Origin of the sequence: uncultured Algoriphagus sp. (assembly GCF_963974365.1) — a bacterium.
In the GTDB taxonomy this organism is placed as follows: Bacteria; Bacteroidota; Bacteroidia; order Cytophagales; family Cyclobacteriaceae; genus Algoriphagus.
The window spans coordinates 40,178-59,200 of sequence record NZ_CAXBBX010000016.1; the positions used below are offsets into that span (position 1 = coordinate 40,178).

Below are 19,023 nucleotides of genomic sequence, written 5' to 3' on the forward strand. Positions count from 1 at the left end.
TGGTTTTTAGAGTTGGGTTTGTTCTGCGGTAAGTGCTGCTATTCCTTTCTGTATGGAACCGTATCGTTGGGCATAGTCCATCACCTTAATTTTCTCGGTTTCTTCGGTGGTATAGGCCAAGTATTCTTCTTTGGATACCTCGGTGCGATACACTTTGGATAGCATGCCTCCCAGACTGATGAATACTTCCTTGTAGAGTCGTTTGGGATCGTTGGCCTTGTTGACCGAAAGCACCATAGCCCGTTCCTTGTCAGTGAGGCCCAGGAGTTCCTGAATCTGATCAAACTTGTTCTGGTACTTGGATTGATCCAGTAGGATCTTGCAATCACTGTTGTTGATGATGGCTTGCTTGACCACGGGCGAGCTGATGATATCTTCGACTTCCTGGGTGACTACTATGGCTTCTCCGAAGAATTTGCGAACGGTTTTGAATAAATACTTGATGTATTCTGCCATACCTTCCTTGGCGATGGCTTTCCAGGCTTCTTCGATCAGAATCAGTTTGCGAATGCCTTTAAGTTTGCGCATTTTATTGATGAAGACTTCCATGATGATGATAGTCACCACAGGGAAGAGAATCGGATGGTCTTTGATGTTATCCAGCTCAAAGACGATGAATCGCTCCTGAAGCAAGTCTAGGTTTTCGGTGGCGTTTAAGAGGTAATCGAATTCACCGCCTCGGTAATAGGGGCGAAGCACGTAAAGGAAATTGCTGATGTCAAAATCCTTCTCTTTGACTTTATCTGTTTCCAATAGGGGTAGAAAGTCTATTTTCACGTAGTCATAAAAGCTGTTGAAACTGGCAAATAGGGATGAATCGGAAGCCAGTTTTTCGTAGTAGCCTTTTAGTGCATTGGATAGCGCGACATACTCACTTCGGGTGAAGGTTTCGTTGTCTTTTTTCCAGAGCGCAAGTAGCAGAGTCTTAATGCTTTCTTTCTTTTCGGTATCCAGCTGATCACCTTCAGCGATGAAAAAGGGATTGAATCGGATAGGGTTTTTTTCATCGTAGGTGAAATAATAACCTCCGACCAGATCACAAAGTCCTTTGTAGGAATGACCCACATCCACGAGTACCACGTGGGTTCCCTGCTCGTAATAACTTCGGATCAGGTGATTGGTGAAAAAGGATTTCCCACTGCCACTGGGGCCGAGGATAAACTTGTTTCTGTTGGTACAGATGCCACGTTTTACCGGTTCATCGGACAAATCCACATGTACTGGTTTTCCGGTGAGTCGGTCTCCCAACCGTATTCCAAATGGGCTAACTGAGCTGCGATAGCCTGTTTCCAGATTTAGGAAACAGGTAGCCTGCTCTACAAAGGTGTCAAAGCTGTCATTCATCGGAAAGTCAGCGCTGTTGCCGGGGATTCCTGCCCAGAAGATTTGCGCAACTCCAACGGTTTCTTCTTTTGCAGTGGCATCCATCTGGGAGAGGGCTGCCCCGACCTGCTTTTTGATTTCAGGAATCTGCGCTAGGTCTTCTGTCCAGGTCAGGATATTGAAGTGGGCTTTTACAGGCAGGCGCTGTTCGCTGATGGCCTCATTTAAGAAATCATTGGTGGCATCCCGCGCTATGGCATTTTCCCTGCTGTAGTTGGCAAGAGACTGGAGACGTAGCCGCTTTGATTCCAGTTTCTTAAGCGTTCGCTGTGCATCTTCAATAAAGATATACTGGTTATAGATATGGTTGCAGGGTAGGAGCTGTCCTAGTGCTGAAGCAAAGCCCACGCTGAATTTCGTGGTGTCAGTGCTGTATTTGTCGTAGTTGATTCTGCTTCCGCAAAGTGCTGGCAGATCACTGGCATTGGAAAGGGTGAATAAACGGCAGTGCTTATTGCCTACAATAAGATTGGGTTTGAACCTGATATCAGAAAGCCAGGTTGGTTTCTTGGTTTCAGACAGGCTGCAGTATTTTTCCAGTATTCCGTTTTGGGTGCGAGTGCTGTAGATGTCGAGTTCTTTTAGTCGATTTATCTGCACAAATCCACTGTCGGTCAGGATGCGTTCGAACTGTCCGCAGGCATCCAGAAAGTTAGGTAGCGTGTCAGCCAGAATCAATTCTTCTGGGATAATGTGGGAACGGAGCAGACTGGAAAACAGGCTGCTGGAAGCTTTCCTATTTTTAGGGCTTAGTGTCAAAAATAGGTAACAGCTATGATCTAAAAAGGGACGCTCATGGAAGAAGCGCTCACTGCTGCGGTTCAAAAAGCTTTGATCTGAATTTGCAAAGGTAGCTTGATGCTGACTATCAATAAACCAATCCTGTTTGTGCAGGATGCTGTGCTGGGGAAGTGATTTGATTGCCTTGATCCATACTTGGTGGAAGGCTTCGTATTCCCGGTCACTCAGGGTAAAGATCTCAGGAAGTTCTGCCTGAAAAGCCACCGTGATATCCCCTTGTTTGGAAAGGATGCAATCCTGTTCTATACTCAAGATAGGGAAATGGGTTTCAAGTGGTCTTTCCATGGGATTGGCTTGTTTTCTATTTGGGAATGAGGATTTTGAAAGGGTTAAAATCAATTGGGTGGTCTATTTTTTGGTTTTGAGTTTTTGATACACTCCTCTGGATTTGATTCGGATAGCATGGGGAATCTGACGATGGGCAAGTTTTTTCATCATGCCATGTTCCCCGTATCTGTGGCTGATTTGATAAACCTTGATAACCAATACTGACCCAGATATAGCAATGAGGATCAGACAGATAAAGGGGTTTACTCCCAGAATAAAGAGGATAGCGAAAGCGACAAGTAGTGCCAGCACACCGGCACCGAGGTACCAGATATACTGGGCTTTTAATCCCTTGAATTCCATGGACTTGTTAATGCCTTTATTGATTCGATAGATGCTGTTGGACATGTTGTGATGTGTTTTAGTTAAACTCCAAAGAAGGATTTGATAACTGTGGCGACTACGACTAGAAAGACACAGCTTCCAAACCAGGCAGCGGCAACTTTTCCGGTATCTGGGTCACCTGCATTCCATTTTTGATAGACTTTTACCGCGCCGATCAATCCGAGAATGGCACCGATAGCATACATCAAACTGGTGCCTGCATCAAAGTAGCTGCGCACCTGACGGTTGGCTTCTTCGATTCCTGCAAGTCCGTCTTGGGCTTTTGCTGAAAGGGTTGATAAGCCAAGGAAAAGGATGGATAAAATACCTTTCGATTGGGCTGGAGTAAGGGGTTGGTGGTTCTTTTTCATTGGATTAGCATTTAGTGATCGTTGGGTATTTTTGAGATTTTGGGAGAGTTAGTAGCGATTTGGATTAGGGAGATTGAGCTGCCCAGGCTTCTTCGATTTCTGTTTCGTTGAAGTTGATCCTGCAATACTTCTCAGTGTTTTCCAAAATGAAATTGATAACGGCAACCCGGTAGGCGGGCTCCCGAAGCCCGGTGTGGTTTGACAGCGTCTGGATCAGCTGTAAGAGCAATGTTTCCTTGCTTGTCCTGTTTTGCCCCGCCTTGCCGAGGATGCCGTTTAATTCCGCAACGGTTGCTTCCAACTCTTCAAAATGATCAGTAGGCTTTTCATCAGTCCTCCTGCGGTCCTGCTCCTCTTCCTGCTGATGGGGCTGACTGATCTTATTTATCCTTCCGGAAAGTAGGCTGCGAAATTCTTTTGGATAGTATGATACTATGATAATGATGTAGTAAGCTGCCATGCTTACTGCCAAGGTGCTGAAGTATGTGTTCCAGGTAATTGCTTCCAACATGGGATTTCTGTTTTGTTGAAGCGGGTTTGTTTCCCGCTGACAGAAGCAAATGTGGGGATGGTAAATCCCTGTTTTTTACACTGTTGTGGTAGCTACCAAAAAAAGTTTTGAAAAATATTTTATAGATAATTGGTTATGAGCTGTAGTTTTTTTGTCCCTGAATTCTTCCAAAGTTAGTCCCTGGGTGCGATGCGTCCATGAGCTTCCGGCATAAAGCCATTCGCCTGCGGCTCATTTTTTATTCCTTTTCCTCATGGCCTTATCTCCCCCAAGACCTGTGTGGCTGTCCTAATTCATTGTTCACCAAAACGAAAAGAAATTATGGATACGCTCGAAAGAAAAAATGATCTATTTAAAGTAGCTGAAATCAAGCTAAGCTACAGTGCTAACGTGAAAAACTCCTTGCGTCCTAAAGTTGAAACCTCCAGACAAGTGTATGAAGTGTTTGCTCAAGCTTGGGATAAGGAACGAATTGAGTTTGTGGAAGATTTTAAGGTAATGCTCTTGTCCCGAGCCAATAGAGTTCTTGGAATTGTAACCATCAGTTCAGGAGGTACAGCAGGAACGGTAGTGGATGTGAAACTGGTCTATGCAGCTGCAATTAAATCTAATTCTAGCTCCGTAATCCTAGCTCATAACCATCCGAGTGGGAATCTAATGCCTTCAGAACAGGATAAAAGATTAACTCAACGGATCAAGCAAGCAGGTAATATTTTGGATATTCCAGTGCTGGATCATGTGATCATGACTACAGAAGGATATTATTCCTTTGCGGATGAAGGGGAGCTTTAGGGCTCTTTTTGTTTGAACATTTAAGAAAAGAATATTTTTCAATGCCCACAATTACCTTTGTATTAGGCGAATCAGAAAAGATTATACTGATTATCCGCAATTCCTTATACTTTGATAAGTTGACTTAGTAAGCTAATGGGACTAGCCTAGCTGATATCCTTTTGCTAATTTCAAGAATTTATGCAAGGCCGTTGTATAAATTGTCGCTCTAGGAATCACCAGCAAGCACGCGCACAATTCAGGATGGGATGCTTGCGATGACATCAGTGGTGGTACCGATGCTATGGTTACCCCGTTCAGAATATTTTTTTACCCAAAGCACATCTCCTAAGATGTCTTATCGACAATGTTTTATGGAAAAGGAATCTAACTTGATTGTCAGGCCTGTGTGTGGGTGAGACCTATCCCGACAATCTGGTCTCTTTCAAACATGACAAATACCATTAAAGTGAAGAGGAGATGGCTCTGGCGCTTCAAACCAACGGTAGTAAAGACTATCTGTTTGGTCACCGGCAGGAATTGGACACGTATGAATACTTGCAGTGAAAAATCCAAGTGTGACGTGGAAATCGAACTGTTACTGTTAGTTGCTAAGGTAAAGGGAGTGAGAGATAATTCGGTTAGAAAAATGGTCTGTGGCAGAAAAAGTATTTTCACAGGAGTAGAATAAAGCTCCTCACCCCAACGTGCTTACTTGGGAAAGATGTGGTTTTGGCCTTCTACATTCATAGAAACATTGCACACATTTTACCCTACCGTCCAACAACTTGCTTTTGCCAAATAAAGTATAATGGGAAACCAGTACGCCGCCTGCAAGCTGAAAAATTGAAAGGTATTAAACTCCTTTTGTTATTGTGAAGGCTAGCTGCTTGCATTTCTTCCGTGGAGAAACACTAACAGAGGTGAGAAAAATGTGTGAAATATGTAACTCTCCTTTAAAAATGTGTAATGTTTACAACAATTAAAAAAATCATATTTATATATATCATTGTTCAGCTTTCTATAAACGTAAATATATATGTCATCTACAGCTGTCCCAATCAATAAAAATCTATTAAGCGCTCTTCTTCTAAAAATAAAGTTACCATGAAAGGCTATCTTAGGGCTGGCTAAATAAGATAGCATTAAAGACATTTCAAAGCAAAACAGTGAATAACCATCCGACGCGCCCGTTAAAATCATAAAGGCCACAATCTGTGGAACAGATATAGGTATACTTCATGGGAAATCCCCTTTCATGAAACTAGGTACCACCTTAGGTCATGGAGAGATTGGAGTGGTAGGGTTACAAGAAAAATATCTTGAACCCGAAGAAAGACACCCAATGATGCGGTTATAGATTAAATCAAAACAATGACTTATGTCATGTTTCCTACTAATTTCAGACATTTACTTTACAGCTAATTTCCTAGACCTTTGTAAAATAAATATCACGCCTCTTGGCCATGAATACAAAATTGTATAACATGAAACAATGCATTGTAATCCTGTTCCTGACAGGGTTTATAAGTGTATTCGTGTGCGATGCTCTTTGTGATTTGGGTGTAGTTTCCTGGGGGAATTCCACAGCAATTATAGAAAATGCTGACCATCATCAAAATGAAGGACAGGGTCATGATGAGGATGCAATCTCGGATCACCACCACGATGACACAAACAACCATCAAGAAAATGATGAAGAAGAATGCTGTGACGAAATTGTATCTAATCTCTATGCATCATTGGTTAAATATGAACTAAAACAAATTCCTCTAGAAACACCCGTATTTCAATTATTGTATCAAGTATTTGCTCTAGACTTTCAAGCAGAAATCTTCCATCAAAAAGTACTCCCATTTTTATATGCAAATCTGCCACCACCCGTAAGTGGCTTCCATATTCGCATTTTCATACAATCTTTCCTGATTTAGATTTCATCTGTTAGGCTGATATTTCTATTTGCTTTTTTTAAGACTGCAAGCTATTCAGCCTTATTCCCCCTTTTTCTCGATTTTATTAATCTCATTTTTCTGAGGGGAGTTACTCTTGGTCAGTAAGTTTTGATCGGCAAGTATCTCCTTCGCAAGACTGAAATGATTCAGTATCAGAAAAATTAAACTTTTCAGCAGATGAAAACTATTAATTTAAATATCAAAAATATGGTTTGCCAGAGTTGTATTCTGGTAGTTCGGAATGAATTACAGTCATTGGGAGCATTCGTGTCTACCATTCGGCTTGGCCATGTGACTATGCATGCCCCTGAATCCTTAACCAAGAATATAATTGCTCAAAGGTTAAGTTCTTATGGGCTTGAGATGCTCGAAGACAAAGAGCAGATATTTATGGAAGAAATAAAACTTTGTGTCCAACAGTACTTAGAAAAGTTGGAAAGTTCCTCCCAAGAGATTAAGTTTTCCGATTTTCTAGCCCACGAAATAGGTAAAAACTACAACTTTATCAGCAAACACTTTTCCAAAAGCCAAGGAATTACCGTAGAGACCTACTACATAAACAAAAGAGTAGATCGGGTAAAAGAACTCCTGAAGTATGACGAGCTCAATCTAAGTGAGATTGCTATCACACTAAGGTACAGTTCGGTACATTACCTATCAAGTCAGTTTAAACGAGTTACCGGCATTTCAGTATCTGATTATAAAGAAGAGATGCGAAATGAGAACGTTTATTACAAAAATTTATCTGAAGCAATTGACAATTTCAGAGAAAAAGGCTACTCCTATAATTTTAACAAGAAAAATGATTGTCTGGAATGTAAAGATCTCTGCGTAAGCTACCCAATTGACGACCTGAATATGTCAGAGGTATACAGGTTTCATGAGAGCAAAGATGCAGCTGGTGAATCAACCCTATATAGTATAGAGACAAAAGATGGGTTAAGAGGTCTCCTTATTGATATCAGCAACATGAAAAATAACGAATTATTTGAGAAGCTTTCGATCAAACTGGATAAGAAGTATAGTTAAATATTCAGTTTAAGGTGATGGGTGAAATTTCATACATAAAAGACATAATATCAAAAAATAACAGTGCTAAATACACTTATTTTTAATAAAGTTTAATAATAGATACTATGAACCGCACTAAATCTAACTATTTGAAAATATCGATCTTAATAGGGTTTTCTTTTCTTTTAATTGCCACTATACCTATTCAACAGAAAGGAGATTGGAAGGCCCCAAAAGAAGCAGATGCATTAAAGAATCCTATCAAAGAAAACTCGGAAACTGCCTTAGCAGGTCAAAAATTGTACACTAGTATGTGTGTAATATGTCATGGAAATAAAGGAAAAGGAGACGGTGCAGCAGGAGTGAACCTGAATCCCCGTCCTACAAACCTTATTTCTACTCAAGTACAAGAACAGACAGATGGGGCGATTTATTGGAAACTAACTGAGGGAAGGGCACCAATGGCTTCATATAAAACTGCCCTGAGCGAAGAGCAACGTTGGCAATTAGTCAATTACATCAGGAAACTAAAAAAATAAATTAATAAAAATTTTTAAGCTATGAGATCACATCTACTCCTCCCCTTTGTTATAATACAGCTATCATGGTGGGGCATTAGTACTGCTCATGCCCAAGAAAATGTTTCAGATCAGATTGAATCAATAAATCAAAAACTAGACAGCTACCGACCTGGTCAAAGTCGCTTTCTTTTACGAGGATATGCCGATGCTACGTTTTTCTCCAATAAAGAAGAAACTTCATTTGGAAATGCACGTTTGGTGCCAGTGTTTATTTATAAGCAATCCGATAAGTTGCTTTTTGAAGGGGAGCTGGAATTTGAGGTAGAAGATGGAGAGGTAAAAGTTGCCCTTGAATATGCAAATATGTATTATCAGCTGGGTAGCAAGGCCACTTTGAGAATGGGCAAAATTTTGGTTCCATTCGGTATCTTTTTCGACCGTCTTCACCCTTCCTGGATCAACAGACTACCTACACTTCCAATGGGCTATGGTCATGATGGTATTATTCCTACCAGTGACCTTGGCATAGAGTTGAGAAGTGGAATATATCTAGGGAACATGAAAGCTAATTATTCTATTTACGTGCTAAACGGGCCGACCATTAATACTGGTGAACACGAGGCTGAGGAAGTGGGCATGCTCGTTAATAAAGGTGGAGTAGACAATAATAACAACAAAGCGGTTGGAGGTAGGTTTGGCTTGTTTCCATTCAAGGACCAGTCGCTTGAATTGGGGTTTTCGGCCCAAAGCGGTAAACTTGGCAACCGTGATTCAGAATTTGAAGATGTATCGGCATTTCTTTATGCATTTGATTGGACTTATGTTAAAAGTATCAGTTTTCTCAAAGGTATAATTGATGTTAAGGGTCAGCTTAATTTCATCAATATAGAGGATCAAACCTATGTGATAGATGAAGGTGGCGTTATAGAGGAATTCAATTTTGACAACTCCTCAAAATCAACATTTTTTCAGTTAGCGTATAGACCTGCCATGTCGGCAAATGCGTTGATTAGTAGTCTGGAGCTAGTAGGTCGTTATTCTACACTTAGTACTCCTAATGAGGCTCCATGGGCGACTGAAAATAGACAATTGACACTTGGACTAAACTACTGGATTGACTGGAGAACGGCTATAAAATTTGCTTACCAAAAAGACAAAATAGATAATCAGGAAGCAGGTAAAATCGATGCAGGCGTATTCTTTTTACAATGGACCCTAGGCTTTTAAAATATAATATTATGAAAAATAGAATGCTTTATATCACAACGGGATTGTTTATCGCATTGGTCATACTTCAGGTGCGATGCGCTACTCCTCAATACGTTATCGAAAAAAGCGGGGCTCAACTATGGGGTGAATCCTGTGTAAGATGTCATAACACAGCTTCACCGTCAACATTTAGTGATGTACAGTGGGATGTGGCCGTCAAACACATGGAGTTTCGGGCACAACTCACCCGTGAAGAGGCTGAAAAGATTGTTGAATTTTTGAAGTCAGCCAACTGATTAGACTTTTGCGAAATCTTCTGATGCTTCATTGATAGCTAAATCTCTAAGTATTTTTCTCAGGGGAAACGGACATCTTATATCAATATTGTTAACTGCTGGTTATATGAGATTTTATAACCCGATTTGTATTAAAGGTGGACCGTTGGTAGATACCGATCTCAAAGGAATTCTAATAGAAATATGTAGAAATCCGGCGTTTACTAAACGATAAGTTTGAATAGCGGAATATCATACAATAAAGATAAAATTTAAAAAATAAAGAGCTAAATAAACAGTTACTTTTGAATAGTATTAAATGAGAAAAGATTTAATAAAATCATTTATAAAAATTCAAAAGAGGTTTTATACAGGGCTATACATCATTTAGAGGATAGTTTAACTGCTATTCAATGTTTCAGTTTTTACTACATCTTAGAGTATCTATAAACAGTATTAATTAAATAGTTTTATTTTTAGAAAGGAGAGGTGTGTGACTTATGTAACTATTACAAATATTTATGTAACAAGGAAAATTGGCAATGTCTATATATTGGTAGTATTTCCCTAAAAGATTACTTAGTTAATACTATGAAACTGAAGCATGTTTTTAGCAAAGCTTGCAAAGTAATAAAGGAATATCCTTTACTACTATACATTTAAAATTTCAACAAAATGTCCATCCAAACAATCAATCCTAATACAAATAAGGTGCTGAAGTCATTCGAAGAAATGACAGAGAAGGAAGTGGAAGCCAAGATAGCTAAAGCGCATGTAGCTTTTACCGATTGGAAAGAAACCAGCTACCAACAGCGAGCCGATCTGCTGCATAAAGTAGCTACGCTAATGCGCGTCAAAAAATCAGCACTTGCCAAAACCATCACCTTAGAGATGGGTAAACTCCTTGCTCAGGCTGAGGGAGAAATAGACTTGAGCGCAGATATACTAGATTACTACGCAGATCATGGTGAAGAATTCTTAGCAGATAAAGTGCTCGATCCTGAGTATGGTGAAGCAATAATTCGAAATAGTCCCATTGGTGTATTGCTGGGTGTAATGCCCTGGAATTTTCCTTACTACCAAGTAGCTCGCTTTGCAGCTCCAAATATTATGGTGGGCAATATGATATTGCTTAAGCATGCCTCTATCGTCCCACAATGTGCAGCTGCTATCGAAGAACTCTTCGAAGAGGCAAGCGCTCCTGAAGGATTATATACTAATCTATTCATCTCCGGAAAACGTGCATCAGCATTGGTTTCTGATAAAAGAATAAAAGGTGTCTCCCTGACAGGAAGTGAAGAAGCAGGTGCAAGTATTGCCATGGAAGCCGGAAAACATTTGAAAAAAGTTGTTCTGGAGCTTGGCGGTAATGATGTGTTCATTATTCTGGAAGATGCCGACATGGAAAAAACGGTAGAGTGGGCAGTGGTAGGCAGGATGAATAACAACGGTCAATGTTGTGTCGCCTCCAAGCGCTTTATTGCAGTGGAAGCAATAGCTGATGAATTTATTCAAAAGTTTAAGGACAAGTTATCAAAAATGAAAGTAGGTGATCCGATGGATCCCGAAACAGAATTAGGCCCTTTAAGTAGCGAAGAAGCTGCCGTTCATTTAGCCGATCAGGTCAAACGATCTGTAGATGAAGGTGCGAAAATTCTTTTGGGTGGTAAACGAGCCGACCGGAAGGGGGCCTTTATGGAACCTACCATACTTACCGATTTAAAACCTGGCATTGCTGCTTATCATGAAGAATTGTTTGGCCCGGTTGCATCCTTCTATGTGGTGAAAGACGAACAGGCCGCCATAGATCTGGCGAATGATTCTGATTTTGGTTTGGGCGCATCTGTATTTACTCAAGACATCGAACGCGGTAAAAGGATAGCCGATCAGATTGATACCGGAATGGTATTTATTAACCATCCCACCTGGACACAAGCCGATCTTCCTTTTGGTGGAACAAAACGTTCAGGCTTTGGTCGTGAATTATCTGAGTTGGGGATTCAGGAGTTTGTTAATAAGAAATTGATTCGTGTAAGTGGGCTCAATGATCCGTTTTAATTGTATAATAATAGTACTGTCATCATCCGATAGCTATCGGATGCGGATAATCATACTATAAAATAGCAATCATTGATGAATTAAAACTGGCAACAAAAATTATTAAATCTAAATCAAAGTAACATGAAAACTATAGTAAAAACATTACTTGTTTTTAGTGTGATTGGCTCATTAATGAGCTGTAAATCCACCTTTAATGCTTACGAAACGATGGAAAATCTGGAAAACAGAAATGCGCTTTATCAAGAGATCATTTCTAACCAGAGCCAATTCAGCGAATTTATCGATTTGGCACAACAGAATGAAGGTGCACAAAAGATAATGATGCAGAACCATATGCAAATGATGGAATCTGGAAAGATGAAAACAATGATGGAGAATCCTGAAATGAAACAGAAGATGGAATCGCATATGCAGAAAATGATGGAGAATCCTGAAATGAAAGAAAAAATGCAGACGATGATGCTCGATAAAATGTCTGGAAGTTCCGAAGGAAGAAAGATGCTGATGCACAAAATGCATGAAAACAAAGAGATGCAAAGGGAAATGATGGAAAAAATGAAAGAAAACCCTGCGATGATGGAAGAGATGATGGAAAAAATGATGGAGAATCCTGAAATGAAAGCAAAGATGATGCAGAAGATGAAAGAGAAAGATAAGGGTATGAAGGTGAAGGAAATGGATCACAATTAAACTGATACCATCAATAATAATTTCATTAAATAAAATATCAATAGCTATGATGTACAATGGAGATTATGGATATATGGGAATGCACTTTGGCTGGTGGGTATTGATCCTAGTTGTAGTAATTATTTTAGTAGGATTGTTCTTCAGGTCTCGCGGAAGAAGATGATTACTTAGAGGAAAGTAAGCATTTAGTCAAACCCTAAAATCAACTATGAAAAATAACTATAAGCATGGCATTATACTGATTGTGTATTGTCTTTTTGGCCTTGGCCAGGTTGCAGTGGCACAATCAACCTATGTAATTAGCGACTCAAAATCCAATGACATGAAATTGTCAGGAACATCGAGTTTACACGATTGGGAAATGAATGCCCAGACTTTCTCCGGAAAAGCTCAGTTTGATTTTAAGAAAGACGATAATCAAACCTTAGTAGGACTTAGTTCCTTAACCTTTTCCTTGCCGGTTACCAATCTGAAAAGTGACAAAAAGGGATTGGATAAAAATGCGTATGAAGCTTTAAAAACGGACAAACATAAAAGCATTATGTATACGCTTTCATCAGCTAAAGTGTCAGCAGAGAAAGATCATAAATTTCTAATCAAAACTACCGGTAATCTTACTATTTCCGAAACTACCAGAGAGGTTGCCATGAATGTTTATTGCGTGGTGAATAATGATGCTACGATTACTTGCACAGGAACTGAATCGTTGAAGATGTCTGATTATGAGGTAGAGCCACCATCCTTTTTGTTTGGCGCGATGAAAACAGGCGATGCCGTCACACTGGATTTTATCATGGTGTATAAAAATTAACATATAGTATTAAATATAAGATCATGAAAATAAAACTACTCTTTCTTTGCTTCTTTGCTTCTTTTCTGGCAAATGCGCAACAACCTGAGCTACAATTCTTCAGACCAAATAGTAAACTTGGCTTGAATGTATTTGAAACGAGTAAAACAGACACGGTAATTTTTGATGGTATCAAAGTACGTATCGGGGGGGATTTTGCTATGCAGTTTCAAGGCCTTAACCAAAGCAATACTGCTGATAATCTGGTCGAGTTGGGCACTAATTTTAATCTTCCGTCTGCAAATCTCAATCTTGACGTTCAACTCTTAGATGGTTTACGTATGCATTTGCGTACGTATCTATCTTCCAGAAACCATAACGAAACTTGGATAAAGGGAGGGCATATTCAAATTGATAAACTCGATTTTGTTCGAAAGGGATTTCTTGAGGGAATCATGAGGTATACTACCTTAACAATTGGGTTGGATGAATTTAATTATGGCGATGCTCACTTCAGAAGATCTGATAATGCCAGGGCAATTTTTAATCCCTTTATAGGAAACTATATTATGGATTCCTTTTCAACGGAAGCATTTGGGGAGGTCACTATTCAAAAGAGTGGACTACTATTCGTAATTGGCGCTTCAAATGGTAAACTTAATCAGAATGTAGTGGTCACAAATTCATCTGATAATAAACCGTCTCTTTACGGAAAGTTGGGATTTGACAAACAACTTAAGAATGATCTAAGATTTCGTTTAACTGGATCTTTCTATTTAAATAAAGGCACTACTACCGGAACTTGGCTATATGGTGGAGATCGAGCAGGCAGCCGCTATTATAGTGTGTTACATACCCAGCCAGATTCACAGGGAAATTCGCAGGGTGGTAGTTTTGATGGTCGTTTCAATGCACGCTTTACAAAACTTACAGCGCTACAAATAAACCCCTTTATAAAATATAAGGGACTTGAATTCTTTGGTATTTATGAGCGAGCAAGTGGAAGTAATACCTTTACTCAGCCTATAGTGGATAAAGAGGGGGCCTTTACACAGGTGGCAGCGGAGTTTGTTTACCGATTTGGTACCGATGAAAAATTTTACTTAGCGGGAAGATATAATTCGGTAAAAGGCAAGGCGCGCGAGAGCGCAACAAGTGATCTTGAAATCAAAAGAATGAATGTTGGAGGCGGATGGTTTATTTCAAAAAATATCTTAGCCAAACTAGAATATGTAAATCAAGAATATATGGGTACAGCCTGGACAGGAAGATTCGCTGGAGCAGAATTCAATGGCATTAACATCGAGGCAGTAATTAGCTTTTGAGAGTGAATGAAATTAATTATATATAAACGAAGATACTATGCATTGGTTAGAAGGAAACTATTGGGGTATGCACATTATTTGGTGGGCGATATGGGTTATAATTTTGATTTGGATTTTTGCTACACCGTGGGATATTCCGGGTCAGAAAACAAAAAATGAAACGCCATTTGATATTTTGAAAAAAAGATATGCAACGGGGGAAATAAGTAAGGAGGAATACAACAGCATTAGAGAAGATCTAAAAAGATGAAAAACATATCAGTAACCACCTGATTTTTCTGAGACTGCTGATCGGGCCTCAGATATTGCCATTTCAATAGCTCATTATGGACAATACCATTTAATGAGGAGTTTACAGAAAATTACGTAAATGACTCGAAGTAAAAGGTTTTATACTCTTGACTGCAGAGGTACTGAATGTTGTTGCTCTGTAGGCTTTTTTATGGATAAATGGATGGACTGATTTGTTACTAAATGCAGTAGCGACTATTGCTCTTCTTTTGATTTAATTAAAAGAAAAGTGGTTTTTGAAAACAAGAAAAGAAGATGTAAATGCGTAATACTATGTAAACATCAATTGAAAATCTACCCTAATGGAGAAACTAAGTCTTGGTATTTTTGTTTTGCCTATTATTGCTTTAACCTTGATAATTACGCTTTACCTTTATTTTCTTAAAAAGGAAATAGACAAGTGGAAGTATAAGCAATTTGTAGTTACTATAGCTATTTTAGGATTTGTTCTGAACCTAATATGGGAAGAAGCGCACGGTGTGTTATACGAAGGATTCCAGTATGATTTTGGACATATTGCTTTTTGTGCGCTGGCCTCTGTAGCAGATATGTTTATGGTTTTGATTCTGCTCTTTGCATTTGGACTTATATATAAAACTGTGTTTTGGATTGCACCTGTAAGATTCAATAGAAGTTTAGTACTGATGTTAATTGGTGGAGTAGGGGCTATTTTGGCAGAGATGTGGCATACATCAAGAGGTGATTGGTCGTATGCGGATGCCATGCCGCTGATTCCAATTGTTGAAGTGGGTCTTTCTCCGGTTCTGCAGTTTACTATTTTACCCTGGGTCGTTTTTGTGCTAAGTAAAAAAATCTTAAAATTATAAGTAGCAGCTTTGGAACATGAATAGTTTTGAATTAGAAAATAATACTATGAAAGTAAATTATGAACTAAAAGCCAAGAAGAATATAGTAAAGGGTGAATTTGGCTATGGAATTATGTGGCTTTTTCTCTCTTTGTTAATAGAGATGCTCATTTATTTTGATGGTGTAAAAGAAAGCTATTATCATATTCTTGCTTTCATCTTGCTTATCCCAGCTGTTTATAAATTTGTAATTGCTATAAAAAAATATAGAAACGTAACAGATGAGAAAATTTAAGAAACTAGTATAATAGTAATTATTCTATAATGCCTAGCTCAGGATTCCTGCATTTTTTCCCCAATTGATCTTTGTCTTTAGAAAATAATATAGAAAATAGGTTCTTGGGATAAACCTTTTCGCCATGGTTTTCGACCTTACCGAACCATTATTTGTTCCTGAATTTTCGCATCTTCTGTTACTTTTTGACATGTCCAGAGTAGTCTATTTCAACACCAAGAAAGGGGAAAATCTGCGATAAAATTATCTGTCCGATTTACATATACATAGTTTAAATAGATAGCTATGACAACAAGAATTAGTAAGACACTGAATAATCTTTTTAGAAATCAATCTGCATCAGGAATAGCTATTTTTCTTGCAGTGGTAGTAGCCATGCTATGGGCCAACTCGCCCTGGAAAGGATTGTATCAAAGCTTTATACACTCTGAAATCTCGCTCGGGATTGGTGAATTTTCCATGTCAGAATCTGTATTACTTTGGATTAATGATGGACTAATGGCAATCTTCTTTTTGCAAGTGGGTCTGGAATTAAAAAGGGAGATTATAGGGGGGAAACTCTCTTCATTCAAGAAAGCCATTTTACCCATTGGAGCGGCAATCGGGGGTATGGTAGTGCCGGCCGTCATTTATCTTATTTTTAACTTCAACTCTGCTACCGAGCAAGGTTGGGGTATTCCAATGGCTACTGATATCGCCTTTGCCATAGGAGTACTTGCTTTGTTTGGAAATCGGATACCGGTGGGACTCAAAGTATTTTTGATAGCACTGGCGATAGTCGATGATTTGGGTGCAGTACTGGTTATAGCTATCTTCTACACTACAGGCATTTCTTATATGGACTTGCTCCATGGTGTGCTGTTCTTTTTTGTATTGGTGGGGGGTAGTTATATTGGAATTCGCAAAGCCTGGTTCTACGCACTTGTCGGTATAGGCGGTGTATGGCTGGCATTTTTCTTTTCAGGTGTACATCCTACTATTGCAGGCATACTTACCGCATTTGCCATACCCGGCAAGGTCAAAATCAAGGAAGAAGATTATCTTATGAACCTGCAAAAACTTCACTTGCAGTTTTTAGAGACAGAGTCCATCCAAGGAAGTTTCATCTCTGAAAAACAACTGAACATTCTGGAAGAGATCAAACAAAAAACGAATGACGCAGAAACACCACTGCAAAAAATAGAGCATCAGCTGGCACCCATAGTAGGATTTTTTATCCTACCATTATTTGCCCTTGTCAATACAGGAATTCACATTCATGGCGATTTTATTGAAATTATAAGTCACCCAGTGAGCCTCGGTATCGGTTTTGGGTTGTTAGTTGGGAAATTTACGGGTATCATGGGCGCTAGCTGGCTTCTCGTCAAGCTGAAAATAGCAGAGTTACAAGAAGGAGTGTCATGGATGCACCTATGTGGAGTAGCTACTATTGCCGGCATAGGTTTTACTATGTCATTATTTATCACGGAACTCGCATTTGCAAGTGAAGAGTATGTATTCATTGCAAAGCTCAGTATCCTATTTACTTCTTTATTAGCAGGAGTAGTTGGGGGGCTAATACTTTGGTCTTCCAGTAACAAAATACATTCAAGTAGTACTCATACAGACAATAGTCAATAAGTATAGCCATGACATTCAAAACTCAAACCGGATTCTTTTTAAAGCAATTACTTAAACAGATAAGTTCTTCAGTGGTATTGGTGGCTGTAGTGACATTCATTTATATATATCTTATGCAGTTCGTTGAACATGATCTTGTCTGGGTACCCTACTTGGTGGTTTTATTTGCACTAATTAAAACCATATACTTTACATTTTTCACCTTCAGGCAGGTAAATAAATCCATCAAACAATGTCATTCCTTTAGGCAACTGCTCTGGGTTTTTGGTTTACTGGTATTCCTTATCATATTCTCTTATGCCGCAGATTTTAACTGCATTGCTGCTGCCAACACCGCGTCTTTTAACGGCTTGAAAACATCTGGTAGCCTCGGTTATCTAAGTGTTTTGTTCGAGTTCTTTTACTTCAGTGTAGTCACCTTTGCCGCAATTGGCTATGGTGACATAGTTCCATTAACTACTCCTGCCAAACTCTTGGTGATTATGGAAATCGGGCAGAGTTTTGTGCTGGTCGTATTCGGATTATCGAATATAAATAATATTCATACCTCAATTAAAAACCAATAATATCATGAAAAAGAAAATAGCACTTATCGGATATGGCGTAATCGGCAAAAGAGTGACTGATGCAATCGCTCTGCAAGATGATATGGAATTAGCCGGAGTTTGTGATGTGATCAGCGACTGGCGGATACAAACTGCGGTAAGTAAAGGGTATCCCGTTTATGCTGCTACTGATGAGGCAAAAGTTAGCATGGCGCAGGCAGGGGTTCCCTTGGCAGGCATCATGGCTGACCTTTTAGATATAGCTGATCTTGTCGTTGATTGTACCCCAAAAAAGATTGCAACTCAGAATGTAGAAACATATAGAGAGCATAAAATCAAATTTATTCTGCAAGGAGGTGAGAAGCACGAGACAACGGGCCATTCCTTTAGCGCAGAAAATAATTATACTTCTGCTCTAGACCGAGAGAGTACACGAGTTGTTTCCTGCAATACTACATCCATTCTACGCACGCTCACCACTCTTAAAAAAGCAGATCTTTTAGAAAATGCTCGTGGAACTTTGCTACGAAGAGCGACCGATCCTTGGGAAAGCCACCTTGGTGGTATCCTGAATACGATGGTGCCAGAAAAAGATATCCCCAGTCATCAGGGGCCGGATGCCCAAAGTGTTGATCCTGAATTGGACGTAGTTACCATGGCTGTAAAAGTCCCAGAAACACTCAGCCACCTTCATTACTGGAATGTAAGGCTTACCAGAAAAGCTGACAAGAAAGAAATTATTGATGTACTTCAAACGTCAACTCGGATCACATTTATAAATTATAGTGATGGTTTGGTTTCTAACAATACGATCAAAGAAATGTATCTGGATATGGGAAGGCCTTGGGGTGATATGTATGAAGTGGCACTCTGGCAGGACATGCTGAAAGTAGCAGGCAATGAACTGTATTATGCATATGTGGTGGACAATCAGGCGATCGTCATTCCCGAAACGATAGATGCGATTAGAGCCCTCACTGGAATAGAAGAAAATGCAGAAAAGTCAATCCTTAAAACCAACATAAGCCTGGGGATTGTAAGATGAGTCTTTTTGATTCAGAAATCTAGTCCCTTGAATCCCTCAATAGCTCAGGTGAGGAGTACAATGCACAGTTTTACTTAGATAATGCACGTAGTTAATTTT

General features: G+C 39.3%; 21 protein-coding genes. 17 read left to right on the plus strand and 4 right to left on the minus strand.

Annotated elements, in window-relative coordinates; genetic code table 11:
* Nucleotides 1-6: 6 nt before the first annotated feature.
* From AACZ87_RS19450 to AACZ87_RS19465, 4 genes are all read right to left on the minus strand, one after another.
* Nucleotides 7-2,469 (minus strand): TraG family conjugative transposon ATPase, encoded by a 2,463-nt coding sequence (locus AACZ87_RS19450; protein WP_339869654.1) that lies wholly within the window; start codon nt 2,467-2,469, stop codon nt 7-9.
* A gap of 63 nt (nt 2,470-2,532) precedes the next feature.
* Complete coding sequence (locus AACZ87_RS19455) at nt 2,533-2,859, minus strand: DUF4133 domain-containing protein (RefSeq protein WP_339869655.1); 327 nt, start codon at nt 2,857-2,859, stop codon at nt 2,533-2,535.
* A gap of 17 nt (nt 2,860-2,876) precedes the next feature.
* Nucleotides 2,877-3,206, minus strand: coding sequence for a DUF4134 domain-containing protein (locus AACZ87_RS19460; protein WP_339869657.1), 330 nt, complete (start codon nt 3,204-3,206; stop codon nt 2,877-2,879).
* A gap of 64 nt (nt 3,207-3,270) precedes the next feature.
* Entirely contained in the window at nt 3,271-3,717 is a 447-nt protein-coding gene (locus AACZ87_RS19465) for a hypothetical protein (protein ID WP_339869659.1), read from the minus strand.
* A 321-nt stretch (nt 3,718-4,038) separates the two neighbouring features.
* On the opposite strand from AACZ87_RS19465, the gene AACZ87_RS19470 reads away from it, so the two are divergent.
* From AACZ87_RS19470 to AACZ87_RS19550, 17 genes are all read left to right on the plus strand, one after another.
* Nucleotides 4,039-4,509: a JAB domain-containing protein gene (locus tag AACZ87_RS19470; RefSeq protein WP_339869660.1), complete on the plus strand. Its 471-nt coding sequence runs from the start codon at nt 4,039-4,041 to the stop codon at nt 4,507-4,509.
* Between the two features lie 430 nt (nt 4,510-4,939).
* Nucleotides 4,940-5,179 (plus strand): hypothetical protein, encoded by a 240-nt coding sequence (locus AACZ87_RS19475; protein ID WP_339869662.1) that lies wholly within the window; start codon nt 4,940-4,942, stop codon nt 5,177-5,179.
* A gap of 796 nt (nt 5,180-5,975) precedes the next feature.
* The gene (locus tag AACZ87_RS19480; RefSeq protein WP_339869664.1) at nt 5,976-6,419 is read left to right on the plus strand and encodes a hypothetical protein; all 444 of its coding nucleotides are present in this window, start codon (nt 5,976-5,978) and stop codon (nt 6,417-6,419) included.
* A 198-nt stretch (nt 6,420-6,617) separates the two neighbouring features.
* Nucleotides 6,618-7,469, plus strand: coding sequence for an AraC family transcriptional regulator (locus AACZ87_RS19485; RefSeq protein WP_339869666.1), 852 nt, complete (start codon nt 6,618-6,620; stop codon nt 7,467-7,469).
* A 107-nt stretch (nt 7,470-7,576) separates the two neighbouring features.
* A complete protein-coding gene (locus tag AACZ87_RS19490) occupies nt 7,577-7,990 on the plus strand; it encodes a cytochrome c (protein ID WP_339869667.1) in 414 nt (137 codons plus the stop codon).
* A 21-nt stretch (nt 7,991-8,011) separates the two neighbouring features.
* Nucleotides 8,012-9,199 carry a hypothetical protein gene (locus AACZ87_RS19495; protein WP_339869668.1) on the plus strand — a complete coding sequence of 396 codons (1,188 nt, stop codon included), beginning with the start codon at nt 8,012-8,014 and terminating at the stop codon, nt 9,197-9,199.
* A gap of 11 nt (nt 9,200-9,210) precedes the next feature.
* A complete protein-coding gene (locus AACZ87_RS19500) occupies nt 9,211-9,477 on the plus strand; it encodes a cytochrome c (RefSeq protein WP_339869670.1) in 267 nt (88 codons plus the stop codon).
* Between the two features lie 654 nt (nt 9,478-10,131).
* Nucleotides 10,132-11,514: an NAD-dependent succinate-semialdehyde dehydrogenase gene (locus AACZ87_RS19505; RefSeq protein WP_339869672.1), complete on the plus strand. Its 1,383-nt coding sequence runs from the start codon at nt 10,132-10,134 to the stop codon at nt 11,512-11,514.
* 123 nt (nt 11,515-11,637) lie between these two features.
* A complete protein-coding gene (locus tag AACZ87_RS19510) occupies nt 11,638-12,207 on the plus strand; it encodes a hypothetical protein (protein WP_339869674.1) in 570 nt (189 codons plus the stop codon).
* A 208-nt stretch (nt 12,208-12,415) separates the two neighbouring features.
* Complete coding sequence (locus tag AACZ87_RS19515; RefSeq protein WP_339869675.1) at nt 12,416-13,018, plus strand: YceI family protein; 603 nt, start codon at nt 12,416-12,418, stop codon at nt 13,016-13,018.
* A gap of 23 nt (nt 13,019-13,041) precedes the next feature.
* On the plus strand, nt 13,042-14,322 hold the full coding sequence (locus tag AACZ87_RS19520) for a hypothetical protein (protein ID WP_339869677.1): 1,281 nt from the start codon (nt 13,042-13,044) through the stop codon (nt 14,320-14,322).
* A 37-nt stretch (nt 14,323-14,359) separates the two neighbouring features.
* Nucleotides 14,360-14,572: an SHOCT domain-containing protein gene (locus tag AACZ87_RS19525; protein WP_339869678.1), complete on the plus strand. Its 213-nt coding sequence runs from the start codon at nt 14,360-14,362 to the stop codon at nt 14,570-14,572.
* A 343-nt stretch (nt 14,573-14,915) separates the two neighbouring features.
* Nucleotides 14,916-15,440 (plus strand): hypothetical protein, encoded by a 525-nt coding sequence (locus AACZ87_RS19530; protein ID WP_339869680.1) that lies wholly within the window; start codon nt 14,916-14,918, stop codon nt 15,438-15,440.
* 16 nt (nt 15,441-15,456) lie between these two features.
* Nucleotides 15,457-15,714 (plus strand): hypothetical protein, encoded by a 258-nt coding sequence (locus tag AACZ87_RS19535; protein WP_339869681.1) that lies wholly within the window; start codon nt 15,457-15,459, stop codon nt 15,712-15,714.
* A 285-nt stretch (nt 15,715-15,999) separates the two neighbouring features.
* Complete coding sequence (gene nhaA, locus AACZ87_RS19540; RefSeq protein ID WP_339869683.1) at nt 16,000-17,334, plus strand: Na+/H+ antiporter NhaA; 1,335 nt, start codon at nt 16,000-16,002, stop codon at nt 17,332-17,334.
* Between the two features lie 8 nt (nt 17,335-17,342).
* The gene (locus AACZ87_RS19545) at nt 17,343-17,900 is read left to right on the plus strand and encodes an ion channel (protein ID WP_339869685.1); all 558 of its coding nucleotides are present in this window, start codon (nt 17,343-17,345) and stop codon (nt 17,898-17,900) included.
* A gap of 4 nt (nt 17,901-17,904) precedes the next feature.
* Nucleotides 17,905-18,924, plus strand: coding sequence for a type II glyceraldehyde-3-phosphate dehydrogenase (locus AACZ87_RS19550; RefSeq protein ID WP_339869687.1), 1,020 nt, complete (start codon nt 17,905-17,907; stop codon nt 18,922-18,924).
* Nucleotides 18,925-19,023 lie beyond the last annotated feature (99 nt).

Excerpts from the sequence above, each read along its gene's own strand:
- AACZ87_RS19450 (WP_339869654.1), bottom strand. The coding sequence starts at position 2,469 with ATGGAAAGACCACTTGAAACCCATTTCCCTATCTTGAGTATAGAACAG.
- AACZ87_RS19455 (WP_339869655.1), bottom strand. The coding sequence starts at position 2,859 with ATGTCCAACAGCATCTATCGAATCAATAAAGGCATTAACAAGTCCATG.
- AACZ87_RS19460 (WP_339869657.1), bottom strand. The coding sequence starts at position 3,206 with ATGAAAAAGAACCACCAACCCCTTACTCCAGCCCAATCGAAAGGTATT.
- AACZ87_RS19465 (WP_339869659.1), bottom strand. The coding sequence starts at position 3,717 with ATGTTGGAAGCAATTACCTGGAACACATACTTCAGCACCTTGGCAGTA.
- AACZ87_RS19470 (WP_339869660.1), top strand. The coding sequence starts at position 4,039 with ATGGATACGCTCGAAAGAAAAAATGATCTATTTAAAGTAGCTGAAATC.
- AACZ87_RS19475 (WP_339869662.1), top strand. The coding sequence starts at position 4,940 with ATGACAAATACCATTAAAGTGAAGAGGAGATGGCTCTGGCGCTTCAAA.
- AACZ87_RS19480 (WP_339869664.1), top strand. The coding sequence starts at position 5,976 with ATGAAACAATGCATTGTAATCCTGTTCCTGACAGGGTTTATAAGTGTA.
- AACZ87_RS19485 (WP_339869666.1), top strand. The coding sequence starts at position 6,618 with ATGAAAACTATTAATTTAAATATCAAAAATATGGTTTGCCAGAGTTGT.
- AACZ87_RS19490 (WP_339869667.1), top strand. The coding sequence starts at position 7,577 with ATGAACCGCACTAAATCTAACTATTTGAAAATATCGATCTTAATAGGG.
- AACZ87_RS19495 (WP_339869668.1), top strand. The coding sequence starts at position 8,012 with ATGAGATCACATCTACTCCTCCCCTTTGTTATAATACAGCTATCATGG.
- AACZ87_RS19500 (WP_339869670.1), top strand. The coding sequence starts at position 9,211 with ATGAAAAATAGAATGCTTTATATCACAACGGGATTGTTTATCGCATTG.
- AACZ87_RS19505 (WP_339869672.1), top strand. The coding sequence starts at position 10,132 with ATGTCCATCCAAACAATCAATCCTAATACAAATAAGGTGCTGAAGTCA.
- AACZ87_RS19510 (WP_339869674.1), top strand. The coding sequence starts at position 11,638 with ATGAAAACTATAGTAAAAACATTACTTGTTTTTAGTGTGATTGGCTCA.
- AACZ87_RS19515 (WP_339869675.1), top strand. The coding sequence starts at position 12,416 with ATGAAAAATAACTATAAGCATGGCATTATACTGATTGTGTATTGTCTT.
- AACZ87_RS19520 (WP_339869677.1), top strand. The coding sequence starts at position 13,042 with ATGAAAATAAAACTACTCTTTCTTTGCTTCTTTGCTTCTTTTCTGGCA.
- AACZ87_RS19525 (WP_339869678.1), top strand. The coding sequence starts at position 14,360 with ATGCATTGGTTAGAAGGAAACTATTGGGGTATGCACATTATTTGGTGG.
- AACZ87_RS19530 (WP_339869680.1), top strand. The coding sequence starts at position 14,916 with ATGGAGAAACTAAGTCTTGGTATTTTTGTTTTGCCTATTATTGCTTTA.
- AACZ87_RS19535 (WP_339869681.1), top strand. The coding sequence starts at position 15,457 with ATGAATAGTTTTGAATTAGAAAATAATACTATGAAAGTAAATTATGAA.
- nhaA (WP_339869683.1), top strand. The coding sequence starts at position 16,000 with ATGACAACAAGAATTAGTAAGACACTGAATAATCTTTTTAGAAATCAA.
- AACZ87_RS19545 (WP_339869685.1), top strand. The coding sequence starts at position 17,343 with ATGACATTCAAAACTCAAACCGGATTCTTTTTAAAGCAATTACTTAAA.
- AACZ87_RS19550 (WP_339869687.1), top strand. The coding sequence starts at position 17,905 with ATGAAAAAGAAAATAGCACTTATCGGATATGGCGTAATCGGCAAAAGA.